The organism is Leuconostoc kimchii IMSNU 11154 (assembly GCF_000092505.1).
In the GTDB taxonomy this organism is placed as follows: Bacteria; Bacillota; Bacilli; order Lactobacillales; family Lactobacillaceae; genus Leuconostoc; species Leuconostoc kimchii.
Genome location: NC_014136.1, coordinates 1,132,501 through 1,153,143 on the forward strand (window position 1 = coordinate 1,132,501; position 20,643 = coordinate 1,153,143).

Here is a 20,643-nt window from a genome sequence, read left to right on the forward strand (position 1 = left end):
CCACATTCTCCTTAGGTAAGTCTCAAGCAGAGAGTTACCGGAAATAATATAATCGCGGGATGGAGCAGTCTGGTAGCTCGTCGGGCCCATAACCCGAAGGTCGTAGGTTCAAATCCTGCTCCCGCAATTGGTCGCATGGTCTAGCTGGTTAGGACGCCTGCCTGTCACGCAGGAGATCGCGGGTTCGAGCCCCGCTGTGACCGTAGTATGAAAGTACTAAGATGGCGCTGTAGCTCAGTTGGTAGAGCATACGATTGAAGCTCGTAGTGTCGGCGGTTCGATTCCGTCCAGCGCCATAGGTACAGAGATGTATCGAAGCGGTAGTCTGCGAATGTAGTTCAATGGTAGAATTCCAGCCTTCCAAGCTGGCTATGCGGGTTCGATTCCCGTCATTCGCTTTTTTATATGCAGCGGGTGGTCATGGTCGCGCGGTATAAAAGAAAGGGGCCTGTAGCTCAGTTGGTTAGAGCACTGTGTTGATAACGCAGGGGTCACAGGTTCGAGTCCTGTCAGGCCCATGAATTAAGAAGCGAAGTCCTTGGGGCATCGCTTTTTTTGTGTGGGTTTCACGCCCGCTCTTTTTTAGCCTTACTTTCACTAACTTTTTGTTTATAAAATTTTTATAAAAGGTTATTTTGTCAACTTTTTTAACAAATTTATGAGAGAAAAAATATTTTTTTTGCGTCGCTTGTGAAAAAGTGGTATCCTAAAAATAACTGTTTCACGTTTACAATTTTTTCATGCAAGCGCACGGTGTAAAATTGAATGAAGGTTTCTGAAAAATGGATAGTACGCAAACAATCCTACGATTATCACCATCGCCAACATAGCTGAATGTATAACTGTTGAGCTGGTGAAAATTAAAGGATTACTCATGGAAGAAAAATTATTTAACAAAGGTTTTATTACAATCACAATTATTAACTTTATTGTGTATCTTGTTTATTACTTGATGATGGTTATTATTGCGGTTATGGCGCATAATGAACTACATGCATCATTTGGACAAGCTGGATTGGCATCTGGCATTTATATTATTGGTACATTACTTGCACGATTAATCATGGGTAAAGAATTAGAATTGATTGGTCGTAAGCGTGTTGCTCGATGGGGTGCCATCTTTTACTTAATTACAACGATTGCGTATCTTACAGTACCAACAATTGGTACTTTGGATATCGTACGGTTACTCAATGGGTTTGCCTATGGTATGACGTCAACAGCCTTGAATGCTATTGTAACGGAGTTTATCCCAGAAAAACGTAAAGGGGAGGGTATTAACTACTATGGCTTGAGCACAAGCTTAGCAGCTGCTATAGGCCCCTTTATTGGTTTACTGCTTTTCCATGCAACAAGTTTCCGATTTATTGTCATACTTTCAGTTGTTTTGATTGCTTTATCGATGCTCGCATTGTTTGCAATTCAAATTAATAACGTGGTATTGACAGAGGAACACAGAAAAGAACTAAAATCTTGGAAAGTTTCAAGTTTTATCGAATATAAGGTGTTGTTAATTGCATTTATAGGATTCTTGATGGGTCTATCATATTCGAGTGTCTTATCATTTTTGGCTTCGTATGCGGAGACTTTGAATTTAGTCGCAGTTAGTTCATTTTTCTTTGTGGTATATGCTGGTATTGTGACATTAACACGACCAATGTCAGGACGAATTTTTGATCGTTTTGGTGAAAATTATGTGATGTATCCTAGTTATATATTTTTGACAGTTGGTTTAATTGTACTAGGGTTGACAACTAATGCAACAATGTTATTAATATCAGGTGCATTTATTGGTCTTGGTTATGGTACGTTTATGTCAAACGGACAGGCAGTGACATTGAAGCTTGTAACGAGTCATCGTATTGGTATTGCTTTATCTACTTACTTTATAGGGTTAGACCTTGGTTTGGGTGTTGGACCGTATGTGTTTGGTGCGTTACATGCACAAATGCCATTCCGTGATCTCTACTTTATAGCAGCAGTTATTCCAATTGTTTCAGCAATTCTTTACTTAGTATTTTATCGGCCAAACAAGCATAGCAAACAAACATTGGAAGCAAATCAATTAGCCTAATGATATCATAAAAAAACGCATTGTTTCACGTGAAACAATGCGTTTTTTATATGATCCAGTCATCAAGTGTCTCAACTTCATGGGTTGGCTTTTTTAAGACACGATTAATCTGGTCATGTGTTGAAACACCTGAATAAACGAGTAGCGTGTCGATATTACTATTAATGCCGGCTAAAATATCGGTTTGGTAGTTATCACCAACCATAACGACGTCACTTTTTTGTACCGCCATACGTTGCAGGGCGCCAGTCATAATTGGCAGCTCCGGTTTAGCAATAACAAGGGGTTCGATTTGTGTTGCCGTTTTTACTGCAGCAATGATGGCGCCAGCGCCTGGTGTCATACCACGTTCGGTTGGCAAATTTGTGTCACTATTTGTTGCAATGAACTGTGCACCAGATTGAATTGCTAAGGTTGCTACTGTTAGTTTATCATAAGTTATATTACGATCTAACCCAACAACGACGACATCAACATCACTACGATTAACAACTTCAAAACCGGCATTGACGATGGCCTCTTGCAAGCCGTCTTCGCCAAGTACGTAAACGGTGGCGTGTGGTGCAACTGTGGCCTTTAAATAGTCGGCAGTTGCCATGGCACTTGTGTAAATCTGATCAGGTGTTGTTGCAATATCATGATTTTCTGTAAGATTTTTAGCGACTTCTATCGCACTTTTTGTTGAATTGTTCGTCACAAAGAGGTACGGAATTTGTGCCTTTTTAAGTCGATCTATAAAGCGTTTTCCTGATGGATATTTGATTTTACCTTGGTAAATCGTACCATCAAGGTCAATAAAATAAGTTTTATACTGTGACATCTTTAATCTCCATTTAACATCAGTGAATTATAGTATTATACATCAACAAGTGTTGATATTAAACAACGAATCAACGGACTTCTCTCTCCAATCTCAATCTCCTAATATAAAATCTCCCTAAAATATTTTATAAAACATGTCCGCCCGCAAGCAGTTGCGGGTTTTCGTTGCATTTGGGGGTATTTTGTGCAGATAATGGGTAAAACAGGTAAAATAGAATGGTACAACAACGCAGTATGATGATCATAATTAGCGTTTAAATAGTCGGGGAGAATTATGGCTAAAAAATATCGAACACCACCTTTTTTAACACCTTCCGCAATTGTATCACTTATCGTAGCTATCAGCGCAGGAAATATCGCTGTGAATGTGGCTACAGGTACAAATGAAGGTGGGCGCGTAGCGCCTAGTCAGAGTAGTCGTGTTAATTCATCAACATCATCAATTATGTCTGACAGCGATCGCTCTTCTAGCAGTGACAGCGATACAACAAGCACGGCTAATAGTGATAGTATAACATCTGCAACAAGCAGTGAAACAACAACATCTTCAACAGAAAAAAGTACAAGCACAGCTCCGGTGCCAGATAGTAGTCAGGCAACAACAAGTAGTAATGAGACGCCTGCTAGTTCAACGACAAGCAGTAGTACAGCACCAACATCATCGCCAGATACACGCCAAAGTAGCGTTTCAGGGGAGGGACAATAATGTTTACAGTTCTTGATTTGGTAAATCACTATTTAGGTTATTTCACGACGAATTCTAAAACTAAAGGCCGCATATACACAGTGGTAGCTGCTGGTGGTGTATGGTACTTATTGTATTTAGCGTACCGATTTTTTGCTAATGGCCGTTACTTGCGAGGCATGTTTATAGCAAGCTTATTTGTTTTACTATTGTATTTTGTTATATTGAATATTCTATATTATTTTACACAACAGACAACTAAGTGGGATGTGTCGCCACATATTGAAAAGATACTTGGGGGACCTCATCTTGAGGAAGATACTAAAAAAGAATCAATCATAGTTCCCGGTAATGGCATATATCAAAGTCAAAATGTGATGACAGGGGTTATTCAATCAGATAACATACAACAAAGGCATGTTACCACGTTAGCCCAAGAATTAAAGCAGTTAGGGATGATGAACAGTGATTATGGTCACCTTGGCGAACAGGCACAGCGACAAATCATTGCACAGCGAGATGTTATATTTGCTAATCATCCAGGCACGTTATTGCCTTATTTTGATATGGTTGTTACCGCTGAGGGCGAAACGAAGATCATGGGCGGGGTGAATCAATTACAAGCACACGATTTAGGGACACTCACGATGGTTGGTATGACGCCTACCAATCAAGCGTTATCGCACTATCGTTTGGCATTAGCTTCTGTTTTAATTACTGGTGGTAGTGGACATCAGGCAACACGGACTGAACTAAGCGATATAGAAAGGCCTTATAAAATTCAAGCAGTAGTGGCTTATGACAAAAAGAAATAATAATTAGTCCAAGTGTTTTTTCATGCTAATATGGACAATACCAGCATCTAAAAATTCTGAACCATAGGCTTCAAATTGAAGGTGTTCGTAAAAGGGTTTAGCTTGTACTTGCGCGCCAAGATCTAAGGTGTGAATATGATATTGCGGTGCGATACTTTCTATATAGGCAAATAGCTGCGAAGCAATGCCTTGTCCACGAAAAGAGGGCAGTGTTGCGACACGTTGAACATGCCATATGCCTGGTGTTTCTTCACGAACACGGGCAGTAGCAGCAGATATGTTATCTAAAAATGCTACCATGTGTAGCGCAGTTTCTTCTGCCAATTGATCAGCCATTTCGTCTTTGATAGACACGCCTTGTTCTGTTACAAAAACAGCCGTTCTAATAGTTAATGCTTCGTCATGAATAGGTCCAAGTCCGATTTGATGTTTAATTTTTATAGTCATATTGGTATTATAGCAAGATTTAATACAAGGTACACAAGTTATTGGTATAATGAAAGTTATGAAAAAACGCGTAAAAAAAAGTTTAAAACATTTCTGGTCTGATATACTTAGCCCTAAAAATTGGCAACGACAGCTGAATACACGACAAGGCTTTTTTACATGGATTGTTGTGTTATTAGCGCTTAAAACAGTTTTAGCTTATGGCGCGGATTTTGAGTGGCTTCATGTACAGGATCCCATTCAAGTATTTTTGATGTTAATCAATCCCATAGGTTTTACGATGGTCTTATTCAGTCTGACATTGTTTATTAAACCAAAGCAGCTCTATTATGGTGCATTATTATTTCTTGATATGCTCATGTCATTGTTATTATATCTTAATGTGATTTACTTTAGAGAATTTTCGGATTTTATGTCTGTTAATACAATGCTTGGGTATAACACCGTTAATCAAGGTGGTAAAGCTGCGGGCGCTATTGCGTTTTCACCACACGACGTTTTATTTTGGGTCGACATTATTGTGCTGATTGTGTTATTGGTCGTGCGTAAAATCCGTTTTGACAGTCATACTTTACCCAGATTTCAACCTTTTAAGATTTTAACGATTGGCTTTTTTGTGTTAACAGCTAATTTGTTGGTTTCAGATATTGATCGCCCACAGCTTTTAACGAGACAGTTTGATCGTGAGTATATGGTGAAGTATTTGGGTCTTGGGCCATTTATGATTTATGATGCGATTAATACCTATCAGACGGGTCAAGTACGTAAAAGCGCTACACCGGAAGAGTTTACACAAGTTAAAAATTATATTGCCAAAAACTATGCTAGTATTAATCCAGAATTTTATGGTAAAGCCAAGGGCAAAAATGTGATCGTCATTCATCTGGAAAGTTTTCAACAAATGTCTATTGATCGCAAAATTGATGGACAAGAAGTCACGCCATTTTTAAATAGTATCTATCACAGTAAAAGTACTTTGTCATTTGACAATTTTTTCCATGCTGTCGGACAAGGTAAAACTTCTGATGCAGAAAATATGTTGGAAACATCCACATATGGCTTGCCTCAAGGATCATTGTTTTCCAAACTAGGTAATGATCAAACATTTCAAGCGATGCCCGCAATTTTGAATCAACGGGCAGGGTATTCAAGTGCGGTTTTCCATGGTAATACGGGAGCCTTTTGGAATCGAAATAATGTTTATAAACATATGGGTTATCAAAATTGGGTGTCTGGGGACTACTTTGATTTGAGTGGGCAAAAAGCCACGACTTGGGGATTGAAAGACAAGTTATTGTTCAAGGAGTCTGTGCCTTACTTAGAAAACCTGCAACAACCTTTCTACGCTAAGTATTTAACGGTCACAAATCATACACCATATACCTTGGATCAAGAAGATCGTGATCCTAACTTTGTTACCACTGATAGTGGGTCAAAACTAGTGGATAATTATTTTGTCACGAACCATTATTTGGACCAATCAGTTAAAGAATTTTTCACTTATCTCAAAAAATCAGGGCTATATGATAAAACAATGGTTGTTTTATATGGCGATCATTATGGTATTTCAAATACGGATGCGCGCTATTTAGCACCTATTTTGGGTAAAAATACGGTAGACTGGAATGACTTAGATAACGCGAATCTACAGCGTGTTCCGTTTATGGTTCATGTACCGGGCTTAAAAAATGGTCATATTAATCATCAATATGGCAGTGAAATTGACGTGGCGCCCACAATTGAACACCTTTTGGGCATTAGTTCAGAACGCTATATTCAATTTGGTCAAGATTTGTTAAGTCAGAAGCATTCACAAGTTGTCGCTTTTCGTAATAAAGATTGGATCACGCCAGCGTATGCGAGTTTGTCTGGCCGATATTGGGATGTGAAAACGAATCAAATGATAACGGTGCCAAGTGAAGCGTTGCAAAATAAATTTGATAAAATACAAGCTGGTGTTGATGAAAAGTTAGCGATGTCTGATAATCTAAATCAAAAGAATTTGCTACGTTTCTATGAACCAAAAGATTTTAAAGAAGTTGATGCTAATAAATACGACTATAGTAAACGTGCCACGATTAGGCGTCTGAAAAAAGGCAACAAGACACTAGGGAACAAATCGAAAAGTGTCTTTTCTGAAAACGGTAATAAATCAACACTGAGCCAGTATGTGACAGATGCGCCAGAAGCAAACGATGAAAAGACCGATTCAACACGTCTTTTGCCACGTAATGCCGATGACTGGAGTCAAAGTGAATAACGCTTAAAAAAGCAATGCTGTTATGAGTGATAGTGCTGCTTTTTTTGTGAGTCAACAGCAGCCTGATTATGTTATAATTTAATCTTTGAGAGAACTAGAGCAAAATTTGACAACTAAGTTAACAAGAATATAATATGCTTAGAGGCCTATACGAATGAATTCAAAACCACATCCAAAAAAATTATTAAAAGTTAAAAAACCAACGCTAGATAACATGCAATTTCGCATTGGTGAATTAGCTCGGATGACCGGTGTATCAACACGGCAACTGCGCTATTGGGAAAAGCAAGGTTACGTTTCAACCATTGTGCGTGATGATGGTCAAGAGTCGCGATTATATAGTTTTAAAGCTTATGTTAAAGTATCAGTCATCAAGCAGTATTTAGATGCGGGAGAGGCTTTGCATGATGCTGTTGTAGCAGCCAATGTGACGCTTAAAGACGTTAAGGTGATTCAGCACATTATGCGGACAGCTTTTCAAGGGTTAGAAATGCATAATGATAAATTGATGGTTAATCTCGGTTTTTTCGATGAGCAAGAGACAAAACGGCTTTATGTTTCGATTGAATCAGGTAAAGTTAAGTATCAATTAGTTGATGTGCCTGATGAAGAGCCAAAATGATAGAGGGATGCAATGGCAGCAATATGGCGTTACCAAATGCTCGTGACGGACGTTTTATCTGGGCGAACAATTAAGCAGTTACTTGTGGGCTGGTTAATACCACAGCGTGTACGCGGCGCATTACGTATTAAGAAAAACTATCGGGTTAATGGTCAAGAGGTACCTACGAGCTATAATTTGCAGGTAAATGATATTTTGTCATTGATATTTGATGAGTCAGATTTTCGTACAGGCGTTTCACATTATGCGCCAAATAGCGAGAAGGTTGTTGATATTGTGTTTGAAAATGACGATTTAGTCGTTGTTAATAAACCTGCAGGCATGAAAATGCACCCGCATTCTGAAACAGAGGATGATACTTTATTAAATTATGTGGCGGCTAATTTTTTAGCACGAAGTGTTTTGAGCGCCGGTGTGCCGGCGAAACCCTACATGGTTCATCGTATTGACCGGGAAACATCGGGTGCGGTTATTATTGCTAAAAATCCAGTTGTCGTACCAATATTAAATCGATTATTGTTTGAAAAAAATATTCAACGTACTTATTTAGCATGGGTTGATGGGAATATGTCGGCAAAAGCAGGTGTTATTGATGCGCCAATAGGCATTGATCCTCAAAATAACCGTAAGCGCCTTGTGGATGGTATTGACGCGCAATCAGCAAAAACACATTGGACTCGTGTACATGTTGTTTATCAACATACTTTGTTACGATTGCAGTTAGATACGGGGCGTATGCATCAAATTCGTGTGCATTTGGCTAGTATGGGTCATCCGATCGTAGGTGATTCCTTATATGCTAGTAAAGTGATAACAACGCGAATGCTGTTGCATGCGGTATCAGTCGTCATACCGTTGCCCTTTAAAAATAAAACAGTTGTTATTAGTTGCCCTGTACCAAACGATTTTCCACGCCAGTTATTATCCACATAAAAAAGCATCTCTGCAGAGATGCTTTTTTATGTGGATAATGTTGTTTATGCTGCTTCTGGAACATCCTTGTTAAAGAAGTTAGCGACAAAGGCAGCCAGAACACCACCAAGTAGATCAGCAACAATGTATACCCAAACATGTCCTAGGGCTTTACCTTGAACAAAGATAGCAGGAGAAAGCGCACGTGCAGGGTTGAAGGCGCCACCAGTGATTGGTAGGGCAACAATGATCAAGACAGCCAACCATAAACCAATAATGATTGGTGCTGGAACATTAGCCAATTTTGTGACGATTGAAATAACCAAGATGAACAAGAATGTCAATACGAATTCGAACAAGAAGGCTGACAAAGCTTCACCATCGGCGAAGTTAGTTTGACCTAGACCAGCTAAATTAACGAATTGTGAGACTGTCATTTTTTGACCAGACAAAGCTTGTGAGACGGTTGGTGACTTCAAGTAAGTGGCAACACCACCAAAAACAGCAGCTGAGGCCACAATAGCACCAAGCAATTGTGCAATGACATAACCACCAAATTCGGTCCATGACAAGCGCTTTTGAATGGCCATTGATAGGGACACTGCAGGGTTAAAGTGTCCACCAGAGATATGACCAAAAGCAGCAATGGCAACAGCTAATGCCAAACCAAATGACAAAGCAATTGTTAATGGTGATGGTGTTGTAGCAGCTGAATAAACAACGCTACCAGTTCCAACGAACACAAGAATAAATGTGCCGAGGAATTCTGCGATATATTTACGCATGAATATATTCTCCTTAATATGTATGTAAAATTACCAATACAATCTATTATACACTTTTACATTAACTCACGTTTAAATTATGCAAAAAGGTTAAGTTGTGGTAAATATAGACCAGTATATTATGATTATTTATTCACAATATTATCAGTTAAAATGACTGATAGCAAAATGGTAGTATTTTGTTTTGACGTATGATAGTATAAATCAAGAAAGCGTTTACATTTATAGTAAACGGGTGCTTTTGAGTCGACAAAGAGTACGCTAAAGTTGTTTATGATAACACGTACAGCCAGAGGTTAACCATAGATTGGAGATGATGATATGATGTCATTTGTTGTACTTGCCGTGGGAATTTTATTTTTATTGTTACTTATTATCAGGTTTAAAATTAATACGTTTATCGCCTTAGTTTTGACTTCTGTTGTCGTGGGCGTTGGATTAGGCATGAAGTTAGACCAAATACCGATTTCAATACAAAATGGTATCGGTTCGTCGTTAGGTGAATTGGCAATTGTCTTTGGCTTTGGTGCGATATTGGGTCGTCTGGTGGCAGACGCAGGTGGTGCTTATCGTATTGCACATACGTTAATTTCAAGATTCGGTAAAAAGCGCGTTCAACTGGCTATTATGGTGGCAGCGTTTATTATAGGTATTGCCCTATTCTTTGAAGTTGGTATGGTTCTACTGATTCCTATTGTGTTTGCGATTGCTTTGGAAGCCTCGGTGCCGTTGTTGTATCTAGGTATTCCAATGGCGGCCGCATTGTCTGTGACACATGGTTTTTTACCACCGCACCCAGCACCAACTGCAATTTCTGGTGCTTTAGGCGCTAATCCAGGAACAGTCCTTGTTTATGGGTTGATTATAGCAGTGCCAGCAGCGATTATAGCAGGACCAGTTTTTACAAAATTAGCACAAAAATTTGCACCTGAGGCGTTTGTGATTAAACGGCAACTGAAAGCTTTCGGTGAGCAAAAGTCGTTTGCTTTGGAAGATACACCCAGTTTTGGCATTGCCGTTTTAACATCGTTATTTCCTGTTTTGATGATGGGGATAACAACTGTTTATACGATTGTCTTTAATGATGGCCAACCGTTTAGTAAACCAACAGGTTTTGATGCCTTTATAACCATGATTGGTAATCCTGTTGCTGCCATGATTATTTCGTTAGTGTTTGCGATGTGGTCAATGGGTTGGCACCAAGGTAGAAAAACCACCGACATGATGGGTACAGTTGAAGAAGCAATCAAATCAATTGCTATGTTATTACTCATTATTGGTGGTGGCGCAGCGTTTAAGCAAATTTTGATTGATGGTGGTATTTCTGGACAAATTTCTAACTTATTTATACATTCAGCTATCTCGCCATTGCTGCTAGCCTGGATTATTACTGTGGTATTACGTGTGGCTTTAGGATCAGCCACGGTTGCTGCGTTAACTGCAGCAGGCCTTGTTCAGCCGTTAATGGTTGCCTCTAGTGTTAATCCAGCATTAATGGTCTTAGTTATCGGCGCTGGTTCGTTAGCTGCTTCTCATGTCAATGATGCAGGATTTTGGATGTTTAAAGAATATTTTGATTTAAATGTGAAACAGACGCTGTTGATCTGGACCGTATTAGAAACAATTATTGCTGTTGTTGGTCTTGTTATGGTGTTAATATTGAGCCTGGTCGTTTAAATTTTTGCAAGATAGTTATATATATAGATAAAGCCGTTGCCTAACATTATGTTAGGCAACGGCTTTACTTAAGTTAATATCTTAGTGTCATGGCATTAAGTGCCACAATGATTGTTGAAAGAGACATCACAATGGCACCAACCATTGGATTAAGTGTTATACCGATAGGTGCTAGGACACCGGCAGCTAGTGGGATTGCAATGATGTTATAACCAGCTCCCCACCAGAGGTTTTGTGTTTGTTTTGCAGTTGCGTTTTTAATCAAGTGTAAGAAATTAATAATTTTAGGTAATTGGTTGGCAATAAGAACAGCGTCAGCAGATGCTTGTGCCACTTGCGTGCCCGCGCCAATTGCGATAGAAAAGTTGGCTTTTGCTAACGCAGGTGCATCATTAATACCATCCCCAATCATCATGACATCGCCGTTTTTTTGGTATTCAGCGACCAAATCAATTTTTTCTTGTGGTGAAACTTGCGCATGAATATCTGTGATACCCAGTTCATTGCCGACTAAGTGTGCTGCGTTGTGGTTATCACCAGTGACTAATATCGGTTGGATCCCTTGCTTAATGAGTTGCTTGATAAAGTCAGGTGCTGTGTCTTTAATTGTATCTCCTTGTACAATACCTGCAATAACATGCTGATGTTCTAGTAAATAAGAGATTGAGCCATTATCGTCTAGAGGTGTAAAGGTAATGTTGTTTTCAGTTAAGTAACGTGCTGATACTAATAAATAGTGTGCACCGTTAACCATACCTGATACGCCGTATCCAGCAATATTTTCGACGTGTGTTGCTTGTAACTTTTGTGCTTGAAGCGTTTTGGCATAAGCCACGATTGATTTGGCGAGGGGATGTGTTGACTGAGAATCAAGTGCTGAAGCAATAGCGATGGCCTGTGTCTCGTCAAAATCATGAGTCACCACACGCGTGACATTAAATGCACCAGTAGTGAGTGTGCCTGTTTTGTCCATTAATGCGTACTTTAAGTTGTTGGCAGCCGTCAATGCTTTACGGTTTTTAATTAAAATACCTTGCGCGGCAGCAATAGCTTTTGTGCGTTGAATAACGAGTGGTACGGCTAAACCAAGCGCGTGAGGGCACGCAATGACTAATACGGTCACAGCAATATTGATAGCGGTACCAAAACCACTGAGATGAGTCCAAACCACTAGTGCAGCAAAGGCAAATATCAATGCTAACCAAAACAGGTAGGCTGCTACACGATCAGCGAGTGTTTCAACGCGTGATTTTTGATCCTGTGAGGTAGACAAAGCAGATTGTAATTGTCCAATAAATGATTGAGAACCTACTTGAGTCAAACGGACATCCAATGAACCGTTTCCGTTTATAGTACCACCAACGACACGGCTGTTTTCAGTCTTGTCGATAAGTTTGCTTTCACCAGTCATAAGTGACTCATCAACTTGGCTTTGACCAGCTATCACCGTGCCGTCAGCTGGAAAAGATTCACCAGCTAGCACTTGAATAACCATATCATTTTCTAAAGTATTGACTGGCATATCCATTATCATGTCACCATGTTTGACGTGAGCAATATTTGGCAGCAAGGCACGTAACTTATCAGTGGCATCACCTGCTTTCATCGTTGCAGCCATCTCAATACGATGGCCTAATAGCATGATGACAGTTAGCGTGGCAAATTCCCAGAAGAAATCCATGATATGATCGCCATGAAAGAACTGATTAACCACTAAAGCGTATATAGAATACCAAAATGTGACAGTTAATCCCATACTAATCAAGCTCATCATTGCTGGTTTTTTTGCTTTGAGTTCGTTTTTTGCACCGTCAAAGAAAGGTTTTGTCCCGACAATGTAAAGCAGCAAGGATAAAAGTGCTGTGAGCCAGATACTACTTGGGAAAGTTAATGTCCATGGCAACGGCATACCCATGAAAGGTGTGATGATAATAATCGGTATCATCAAGCCAAATGACCACCAAAAACGACGTTTCATATCAGACATATCCATACTTGCCATGCCTGGATCATCAGACATGTGCATATGATGTGACGACATCCCTTGCATGTCTGCCATGTTCATGTCATCATGATGCTGATGTTCAGTAGGCATGGACATATTGCCCATAGCCATGTGGTCATCATGTTGGTGTTCTACAGATGACATTGGCATTTGATGTGGATGGTTTGAATCTGTATGATGCTCATGGTTCATGTTGTGATGTTTTGTGGTTGTCATTTTAATTCCTCCCAATGATTAGGCATACAGTTACACGTTACGGTTTCAGGTGCCGTGGCATATTTTTCCTTCAACACACGTTGTAAGTTCAAGATATCGCCTTGAGACAATTCTGTTGTTGCAATGACATTTGCCATGGCATCGCCAACACACATGGCGCACATTGCTTGGATTGTGTGATTGAGTGCATGCGTCATAGCATCGTGCTCTGCAACCGTCGGTATATACAATCGGTCCCGTGACGCGCCATTATCGGTTAAATAGCCTTTTGTTTGTAAGCGTGTTAGAAGGGTTTTAACCGTGGACGGGGCCCAATCCTTTTTAAGAGACATGATACGGATAATTTGTCGACTTGTTGCTTCACCTAGTGTCCAAATTACGCGCATAATTTCCCATTCGCTGTTTGTCATCGTTTGATTATGTTTTATCATATCTATAGTTTACATTTGTAGACTTAAAAAAGCAAGGCATATTTTGCAGTAGGTGGTATGGTAATATAGTTATTAAGAGGTTTTAAAATGGAGAATTGGTTAACAAAACGAGCGCGTCTAACACCAACACGTGTGGCCGTTACTGACGGTCAAAAACAAATGACTTTTTCAGAAGTCGCACAGGCAGCAGCAGCCATGGCAGGCAGAATCGCCATGTTGAAAAGTGCACAAAATCATGACCGTATCGCGCTTCTTATGGTTAACAACTTGAGTGGTTATTTAGTGATTATGGCGTTACAGCAATTAGGCAAGACGATTGTTTTTATTAATCGTCGGTTATCTGTAGCAGAAATTAATTATCAATTATCAGATGCAGATGTTGATATTGTGTTAACAGATGATCATTACGAACAAAAATTAGTTGTGCAACAGCAGGTGAAATTTTCTGATCTACCGATTGGCAAGCCAGTAACACCTACGAGTGACTATCCGGATGATTTTGTGACAAGTATTATGTATACGTCAGGCACAACTAGCCATCCTAAAGGTGTCATGCAAACATATCAAAATCACTTTATGTCTGCAATGGGAAGTGCCCTTAATTTAGGGCTCACCGCAAATGATGCTTGGCTGACTGTTGTACCCATTTTCCATATTAGTGGTTTTTCAATTTTAATGCGAAGCCTGCTATATGGGATGCGTGTGGTGTTGGTTGAAAAGTTTAATGCTTCTAAAATCAATGATTGGCTTATTCATGATACCATCACGACGATGTCGGTGGTGCCGGTGATGCTAAAAACACTATTAGCTGAGTTACCTGATGGTGTTAATTATAATGATCACTTTCGGGCGATGTTATTAGGTGGTGGTCCAACTGATAAACAAACATTGCAACAAGCACAGGCACATCACTTACCTATTATTCAGTCTTATGGTATGACTGAAACTGCCTCACAGATCGTGGCGCTGGCACCTGAAGATATTCAAGAAAAACTAGGCTCGGTTGGTAAACCGCTTTTCCCTGTGACTGTTGACATACGAGATGATCAAGGACAATCAACGGCAGTTGGAAATATTTGGGTTAAAACGCCCACTTTAACCCCTGGTTATTTAAACCAACCCGATCAATTAAATAAAAATATGTCATCAGGCTGGTTTAACACTGAAGATTTTGGTTATTTTGACACGGATGGCTTCTTATATATTCAAGGGCGTCAAGGTGATATGATTAGTTCTGGTGGTGAAAATATTTTCCCAGACGAAGTGGAGTCCGTGTATGCCAAAATGCCTGGACTAGAAAATATTGTCGTTATTGGCGTTCCTGATGAAAAGTGGGGAGCTATTCCTGTAGCTGTTGTATCAGGGACGCATTTATCAATGGCTGATCTTCGCACCTATGGACGTGAACGTTTAGCACATTATAAGGTGCCAAAACACTTTTATCGCGCTAAAACATGGTATCGTACTGCTAGTGGTAAGGTACAACGCCACCGTTTTGCGCAGGCATTAACTGAATTGCAAGCATTAAAATAATATAGGAGAAATACGTAACGAATTGATGTTACGTTTTAAAATTATGACACGATCACCAAAAAATACTGATGTTCAGGCACTATTTAATAAAATTGCACCTGAATATGACAAAATGAATAATATTATTTCCTTCGGTACGCATAAGTTGTGGCGTCAGAAAGTGATGGCTAGAATGACATTCCCAAATGGTGCGGACATCATTGATGTTGCTACAGGGACTGCTGATTGGGCATTGGCGTTGGCGGAAAAGAGTGATGAAACAGCGCATGTTACTGGGCTAGACTTTAGTGAAGAAATGTTGGCTATTGGGCAAGATAAGGTGGACATAAGTGATTACTCTGAGAAAATCACCTTGGTTCAAGGTGATGCTATGGCACTACCTTTTGATGATGCAGCCTTTGATATTGTGACCATTGGTTTTGGTTTGCGTAACTTACCAGACCCAGTGACAGGATTAAAAGAAATGTATCGTGTGTTGAAGCCAGGAGGGCAGCTTGTTATTTTAGAAACCTCACAGCCTGATAATCCCATTGTGAAACCATTATGGCAACTTTACTTCGGGAAAATTATGCCAGTGTTTGGTAAAGTATTTGCCAAGGGTAAGTATACTGAATATAAATACTTAGATGAAACGACAGAACATTTTATGGATTACATGACACTTGGTCAAGTGTTATTGAAAACAGGATTTAAAAAAGTGACCATTTCACGATTCAATTTAGGTGCGGCAGCTGTACATTATGCCACGAAATGAACAACTAGTTGTTCACTTCGTGGTTTTTTTATGATGTATAACTAAATAAAAAATGAAAACCACGAAAGTTATTATAACTTTCGTGGTTTTCATTTAAATATAATACTGCTCCACCTGGGATCGAACCAGGGACCTTCACATTAACAGTGTGCTATTCTACCGCTGAACTATAGAGCAATTAGTTGATTAATCAACTATTAAAGTATACCAAGATTAAAAATAAATGTCAATGGTTATTTTTAAGAAAGATAGTATTTAATTTGATCAAGCGACTTTAGCAATTGTTCTGTTGATATTGTGAGGGGCGGCAATAGTCTTAAGGTATTATTTCCGGCAGATAAGACAATAATATGTTCGCTTAGCAAATCAGAAACAACACGATTCACAGGAATATTTAATGTGATACCAGCCATCATGCCAAGACCATGAACAGATGTCACAGACGCCAACGTGTTAAACTCAGACAATTTTTGCCAGAAAAGGGTGATTTTGGCCTCTAATTCGGGTAATAGGCCTTCTAAGACAGTCAATGTTGCACTGGCAGCTGCCATGGATAGGGGATTTCCGCCAAATGTTGAACCATGAGTACCATAGGCTAGGGCAGGGGCTAATTTATTTTTTGCGAGCATAGCACCAACAGGGACACCGTTGGCTAAGCCCTTGGCACTAGTAAAAATATCAGGTTCAAAGTCATAATTTTCAAAGGCAAATTTTTTACCTGTTCGACCGATGCCGGTTTGCACCTCGTCAACGATAATTAAAATGTTGTTGTCATGAGCGAGTTTGACAAGTGCTGCAACGAATTCGGGTTCTGCCGGAATAACACCACCCTCACCTTGAATGAGTTCGAGCATAATTGCTGCAACATCATCGTTAATGAGCGCTTGTAAACTATTAATATCATTAAATGTGGCGTACTTAAAACCAGCTAACATGGGTAAACCGGCGTGAATACTGTCTTGTCCAGTAGCCGCCATTGCTGCGTAAGTCCGTCCGTGAAACGAATTTGAAAATGAAATAATTGTTGATTTACCAGTGGCTAATCGTGCTAATTTAATGGCCGCTTCATTGGCTTCAGCGCCAGAATTAGCAAAATAAGTGGTATAGGTGTCACCACCAAGTTTTTGAGCGACTGTTTCTTGTAATGGATTTTGGTACAAATTTGGCACATGCCAAATGTTTGCTGCCTGATCAGTCAAAGCTGTCAATACTTCAGGGTTATTTGCACCAACATTATAAACGCCAATACCACTACTTAAATCGCTATACGTTTGGTTATGGTCGTCAACCCAAGTGGCATTTTTAGCAGAAATAAATGTAACAGGTGCACGATGATAATTTGGAAATAAAGACATAATGATTCTCCTTGACTTGTTAGGTTATTACAACGTAATGATTGTGCCTGGATGTGTCACTGTATTCGTAATGTGAACATTGTGAACACCGCGTTCAACGGCATGAATGGCGCTGCTGATTTTTGGCACCATACCGCCAGTGATGACGTGCGATTCCTGTAGCTCTAAGGCTTTTTGTGGTGTGATTTTGTGCAACATATTGCCACTAACCTTAACGCCAGAGACATCAGTTAACAAATAAAGTTCGTCGGCTTGCATATACTTAGCAATGGCAGTAGCAGCATGGTCAGCATTAACGTTGAGCCATTGGCCATCATTTGACATGGCGAGTGGTGCAATGATAGGCACAAGATTTTGTTGCCACATATTTTGAATTAACTGGCTGTTAACTTGATGAATGGCACCGACATATCCATAAACGTCTTGATCTAACATATGACCTGTTAATAATTGATTACTACCAGCATTTAAACCAATCGCTGCGACTGAGTTTAAACGGAAAGTTTCGACTAAATCAGGTTGTACTTGGCCAAGCAAAGCCATTTTAGTGATTTCAATACCCTTTTGGGTTGTAAAGCGAATGCCATTAACTTTTTGGACAGGTTCGTTTAGTTGTGCCATGAGGGAGGAGATATGGTTACCGCCACCATGAACAATGATAATTTTAGCGTCCTGTTTTTGCCAGATTTTGATTGTTTCAAAAAATGCTGGTGATAGTTGTGTAGCGGCTGTGCCACCTATTTTAATGACTATTTTTTTTGTCATGACTGATTCCCCACGTTTGATTGTGGTAAGTTCATGGTCAGGTTGTGTAGAGTGCGTTGATTTTAACATATTCATATGTCAAATCGGATCCCCACGCCTGGCCACTTGCCTCACCGTTGTTTAAATTGATATCTATAGCAATGTTTTTTTGTTCCAATGCTGCGACCATACTTTCTTGATCAAAAGTTATGGGTGCCCCAGATTGCATAACTGGTATGTTGTTGAGCGCAATATCGATGATATCAGGATCAACAGCAACATCACTGGCACCAATAGCAGCAATAATACGCCCCCAGTTAGGGTCCTTGCCAAACATGGCAGTCTTAACTAATGATGAGCCCACAACCTTTTTAGCAATCATACGTGCTGCAGAGGATGATTGTGCGTGGGCTACCGTCACAGCTAATAATTTAGTCGCACCTTCACCGTCACTGGCGAGTGCAATGGCGAGCGCCGTTGTTACAGTATGTAGCATAGCTTTAAAGTGATCATAGTCTGCAGAAGCTGTGATAATTTTTTGATGGTTGGCTTGACCGTTTGCCATGACTAGGACGGTATCATTGGTACTTGTATCACCATCTATTGTAATTTGATTAAAACTGGTTTCGACATCTTCTGACAATGCTTGTTGTAGTAATTCAGATGAGATATTAACATCAGTTGTGATGAATCCAAGCATTGTTGCCATGTTTGGATGAAGCATGCCAGAGCCCTTAGCTACACCACTCATTGTGACAGTTTGATTGCCAATCTGACTTTGGATGGTAATTGATTTTTCCACGGTGTCTGTTGTCATAATTGCATGAGCAAATGCTTTCGAATCGCCTGAAATATGAAGTTGATGGATACCATGGACAACCTTATCAATTGGTAAAATTTGACCGATGATACCAGTTGAGGCGACAGCAACTAAGTTTGCGTCAATATTTAAGCTATCGGCAGCCGTTTGTTGCATCACGGCTGCATGTTCATAGCCAATCTTTCCAGTGACAGCATTGGCATTACCAGAGTTAACGATAATGGCTTGTAATTGGCCATCTTTGATCGTCGCCTTGTCTAGTTTGACGGGAGCGGCCTGAACTTGATTGGTTGTAAATACACCAGCTGCTGCCGCCGGAACATCGCTATAAATCCAACCAAGATCTTTGGATTTATGTTTAAGGCCGACATGTTGTCCATCAGCGTGAAAACCTAATGGTGCAGCAATATCGGCATCTGCTAACTGCTTAATTTTTTGAAGTGTATCTGTCATAGTTTCCCCTTGTAATGGTTTTGGTATTATGCGTATTGCGCAATGAGTTGTAAGCCTGTTGTTTCATCGAGATTAAACAAGTGGTTCATGTTTTGAATGGCTTGACCAGCGGCGCCTTTAATCATGTTGTCAATAACACTGACGATTGTGAGGTATTTTGTATCTGGGTTGTAGGTTAGACCAATATCTGCAAAATTAGTACCCACCACTTGTTTAATATTTGGCAAGTGATCTTTTGGCATGATACGTATAAACGGCTTGTCTTGGTAAGTTGTTTCGAAAATATCTTGCAAAGTATCGGCTGATACCTGCTTGTTGAGCTTGACGTAAGCACTGACAAAAATACCGCGGTTAATTGGCAGTAAAGATGTTGTAAATTGAATATGGTTAACATCTGGTTGCCATTGTTTGAGTTGTTGTGTAATTTCTGGGATGTGTTGATGTTGATTTGGCTTATACATACTGAAATTTTCATTGACGTTGACAAAGTGGCTGGATAAATTGAGTGACTTACCAGCGCCCGAGAGGCCGCTTTTAGCATCAATAATAATATTTTCTTGATCTAATAATTGCTGTTGCGCTAGCGGTGCCAAAGCTAATAATGTTGCTGTAGCGTAGCACCCAGGGTTTGCAATATAATGACGATCATTTTGATAAAAATCAGCGAGACTATAATTGGCCTGATCTAATAAAGCTTGTGTCGCAGGCGCTTTTTTATACCAAGTCTTATAGTCGGTAGCATTGAGTCGAAAATCACCGGAAAGATCAATTACAGGGAAGTTAGATTCAATGAATGGCTGTGCTAAATCCTTGGAAACACCACTTGAAGTCGCAAAGAATACTAAGTCAGCGGACTGCATAATATGCACAGGGTCAAAAGGCGTTGGCGTTATTTTATACATTGATTTGAGATGCGGATAACTGATACTAATCTCTTCTGAATCGGTTGAGGTGTTATGAATTGACACAACATGAACTGTCGGATGATTATGTAATAAACGCAGTAATTCAAGGCCACCGTATCCAGTAACGCCGACAATTGCGACATTGATTATTTTTTTATTCATGCTGTGCCTCCGTGATGAGTTAATGTTATAAATATAAACCTATATGTATTTAAATACAATAAATATGCAAAATGAGAGTGAATATTAGTTTCAATTTGTATAAAAATACATATAGACTAGCTTGTAAAGTATGATAGTCCATGTTAAACTAGCTATATTGTTTTAC

At 39.7% G+C, this 20,643-nt stretch carries 18 protein-coding genes and 7 tRNA genes (1 of these 25 only partly in view); 15 read left to right on the top strand and 10 right to left on the bottom strand.

Translation table 11 applies throughout. The annotated features are described in order from the left end of the window. The 7 genes from LKI_RS06170 to LKI_RS06200 form a co-directional block, all read left to right on the top strand. Positions 1–12: transfer RNA gene (locus LKI_RS06170), tRNA-Ser, on the top strand; it begins 78 nt to the left of the window's first position. Between the two features lie 41 nt (positions 13–53). Continuing rightward, a tRNA-Met gene (locus LKI_RS06175) sits at positions 54–127 on the top strand. A gap of 2 nt (positions 128–129) precedes the next feature. Continuing rightward, positions 130–203: transfer RNA gene (locus LKI_RS06180), tRNA-Asp, on the top strand. Between the two features lie 20 nt (positions 204–223). Further along, positions 224–296 (top strand) — tRNA-Phe (locus LKI_RS06185). 31 nt (positions 297–327) lie between these two features. After that, positions 328–398: transfer RNA gene (locus tag LKI_RS06190), tRNA-Gly, on the top strand. A gap of 46 nt (positions 399–444) precedes the next feature. Then, a tRNA-Ile gene (locus tag LKI_RS06195) sits at positions 445–518 on the top strand. Between the two features lie 356 nt (positions 519–874). After that, the gene (locus tag LKI_RS06200) at positions 875–2,074 is read left to right on the top strand and encodes an MFS transporter (protein WP_013103300.1); all 1,200 of its coding nucleotides are present in this window, start codon (positions 875–877) and stop codon (positions 2,072–2,074) included. A 46-nt stretch (positions 2,075–2,120) separates the two neighbouring features. Here the strand turns inward: LKI_RS06200 and LKI_RS06205 are convergent, their stop codons facing one another. Beyond that, positions 2,121–2,894: a TIGR01457 family HAD-type hydrolase gene (locus LKI_RS06205; protein ID WP_013103301.1), complete on the bottom strand. Its 774-nt coding sequence runs from the start codon at positions 2,892–2,894 to the stop codon at positions 2,121–2,123. 276 nt (positions 2,895–3,170) lie between these two features. Here LKI_RS06205 and LKI_RS06210 point away from each other — a divergent pair, with 276 nt between their 5' ends. Beyond that, positions 3,171–3,602 carry a hypothetical protein gene (locus LKI_RS06210; RefSeq protein ID WP_013103302.1) on the top strand — a complete coding sequence of 144 codons (432 nt, stop codon included), beginning with the start codon at positions 3,171–3,173 and terminating at the stop codon, positions 3,600–3,602. Next, a complete protein-coding gene (locus LKI_RS06215) occupies positions 3,602–4,396 on the top strand; it encodes a DUF6681 family protein (RefSeq protein ID WP_013103303.1) in 795 nt (264 codons plus the stop codon). Before LKI_RS06210 ends, LKI_RS06215 begins: the two co-directional genes overlap by 1 nt. A 3-nt stretch (positions 4,397–4,399) precedes the next feature. Here LKI_RS06215 and LKI_RS06220 read toward each other — a convergent pair whose 3' ends face one another. Then, entirely contained in the window at positions 4,400–4,843 is a 444-nt protein-coding gene (locus LKI_RS06220) for a GNAT family N-acetyltransferase (protein WP_013103304.1), read from the bottom strand. Positions 4,844–4,892: 49 nt separating this feature from the next. Here LKI_RS06220 and LKI_RS06225 point away from each other — a divergent pair, with 49 nt between their 5' ends. The 3 genes from LKI_RS06225 to LKI_RS06235 all read left to right on the top strand — a co-directional run bounded on the left by LKI_RS06225 (position 4,893) and on the right by LKI_RS06235 (position 8,658). After that, positions 4,893–7,103 carry an LTA synthase family protein gene (locus LKI_RS06225; RefSeq protein WP_013103305.1) on the top strand — a complete coding sequence of 737 codons (2,211 nt, stop codon included), beginning with the start codon at positions 4,893–4,895 and terminating at the stop codon, positions 7,101–7,103. Between the two features lie 154 nt (positions 7,104–7,257). Beyond that, positions 7,258–7,725: a MerR family transcriptional regulator gene (locus LKI_RS06230; protein ID WP_013103306.1), complete on the top strand. Its 468-nt coding sequence runs from the start codon at positions 7,258–7,260 to the stop codon at positions 7,723–7,725. Between the two features lie 12 nt (positions 7,726–7,737). Beyond that, the gene (locus LKI_RS06235) at positions 7,738–8,658 is read left to right on the top strand and encodes an RluA family pseudouridine synthase (protein WP_013103307.1); all 921 of its coding nucleotides are present in this window, start codon (positions 7,738–7,740) and stop codon (positions 8,656–8,658) included. A gap of 44 nt (positions 8,659–8,702) precedes the next feature. Here the strand turns inward: LKI_RS06235 and LKI_RS06240 are convergent, their stop codons facing one another. After that, the gene (locus tag LKI_RS06240; RefSeq protein ID WP_341271172.1) at positions 8,703–9,428 is read right to left on the bottom strand and encodes an MIP/aquaporin family protein; all 726 of its coding nucleotides are present in this window, start codon (positions 9,426–9,428) and stop codon (positions 8,703–8,705) included. Positions 9,429–9,743: 315 nt separating this feature from the next. Here LKI_RS06240 and LKI_RS06245 point away from each other — a divergent pair, with 315 nt between their 5' ends. Next, positions 9,744–11,099: a gluconate:H+ symporter gene (locus LKI_RS06245; protein ID WP_013103309.1), complete on the top strand. Its 1,356-nt coding sequence runs from the start codon at positions 9,744–9,746 to the stop codon at positions 11,097–11,099. Positions 11,100–11,172: 73 nt separating this feature from the next. Here the strand turns inward: LKI_RS06245 and LKI_RS06250 are convergent, their stop codons facing one another. Beyond that, positions 11,173–13,320, bottom strand: coding sequence for a copper-translocating P-type ATPase (locus tag LKI_RS06250; protein ID WP_013103310.1), 2,148 nt, complete (start codon positions 13,318–13,320; stop codon positions 11,173–11,175). Next, complete coding sequence (locus tag LKI_RS06255) at positions 13,317–13,751, bottom strand: CopY/TcrY family copper transport repressor (RefSeq protein ID WP_013103311.1); 435 nt, start codon at positions 13,749–13,751, stop codon at positions 13,317–13,319. Before LKI_RS06255 ends, LKI_RS06250 begins: the two co-directional genes overlap by 4 nt. 87 nt (positions 13,752–13,838) lie before the next feature. Between LKI_RS06255 and LKI_RS06260 the strand changes: the two genes are divergently transcribed. Then, entirely contained in the window at positions 13,839–15,284 is a 1,446-nt protein-coding gene (locus tag LKI_RS06260) for an o-succinylbenzoate--CoA ligase (protein WP_013103312.1), read from the top strand. A gap of 43 nt (positions 15,285–15,327) precedes the next feature. Next, complete coding sequence (ubiE, locus tag LKI_RS06265; protein ID WP_041762808.1) at positions 15,328–16,038, top strand: bifunctional demethylmenaquinone methyltransferase/2-methoxy-6-polyprenyl-1,4-benzoquinol methylase UbiE; 711 nt, start codon at positions 15,328–15,330, stop codon at positions 16,036–16,038. Between the two features lie 105 nt (positions 16,039–16,143). Here the strand turns inward: ubiE and LKI_RS06270 are convergent. From LKI_RS06270 to argC, 5 genes are all read right to left on the bottom strand, one after another. Next, positions 16,144–16,215 (bottom strand) — tRNA-Asn (locus LKI_RS06270). Positions 16,216–16,277: 62 nt separating this feature from the next. Further along, a complete protein-coding gene (locus LKI_RS06275) occupies positions 16,278–17,393 on the bottom strand; it encodes an aminotransferase class III-fold pyridoxal phosphate-dependent enzyme (protein WP_013103314.1) in 1,116 nt (371 codons plus the stop codon). 27 nt (positions 17,394–17,420) lie between these two features. Further along, positions 17,421–18,158 (bottom strand): acetylglutamate kinase, encoded by a 738-nt coding sequence (argB, locus tag LKI_RS06280; RefSeq protein ID WP_041762805.1) that lies wholly within the window; start codon positions 18,156–18,158, stop codon positions 17,421–17,423. Positions 18,159–18,195: 37 nt separating this feature from the next. Further along, the gene (gene argJ, locus LKI_RS06285; RefSeq protein WP_013103316.1) at positions 18,196–19,410 is read right to left on the bottom strand and encodes a bifunctional glutamate N-acetyltransferase/amino-acid acetyltransferase ArgJ; all 1,215 of its coding nucleotides are present in this window, start codon (positions 19,408–19,410) and stop codon (positions 18,196–18,198) included. A gap of 26 nt (positions 19,411–19,436) precedes the next feature. Then, positions 19,437–20,477, bottom strand: coding sequence for an N-acetyl-gamma-glutamyl-phosphate reductase (argC, locus tag LKI_RS06290; RefSeq protein WP_013103317.1), 1,041 nt, complete (start codon positions 20,475–20,477; stop codon positions 19,437–19,439). Between the last annotated feature and the right edge of the window lie 166 nt (positions 20,478–20,643).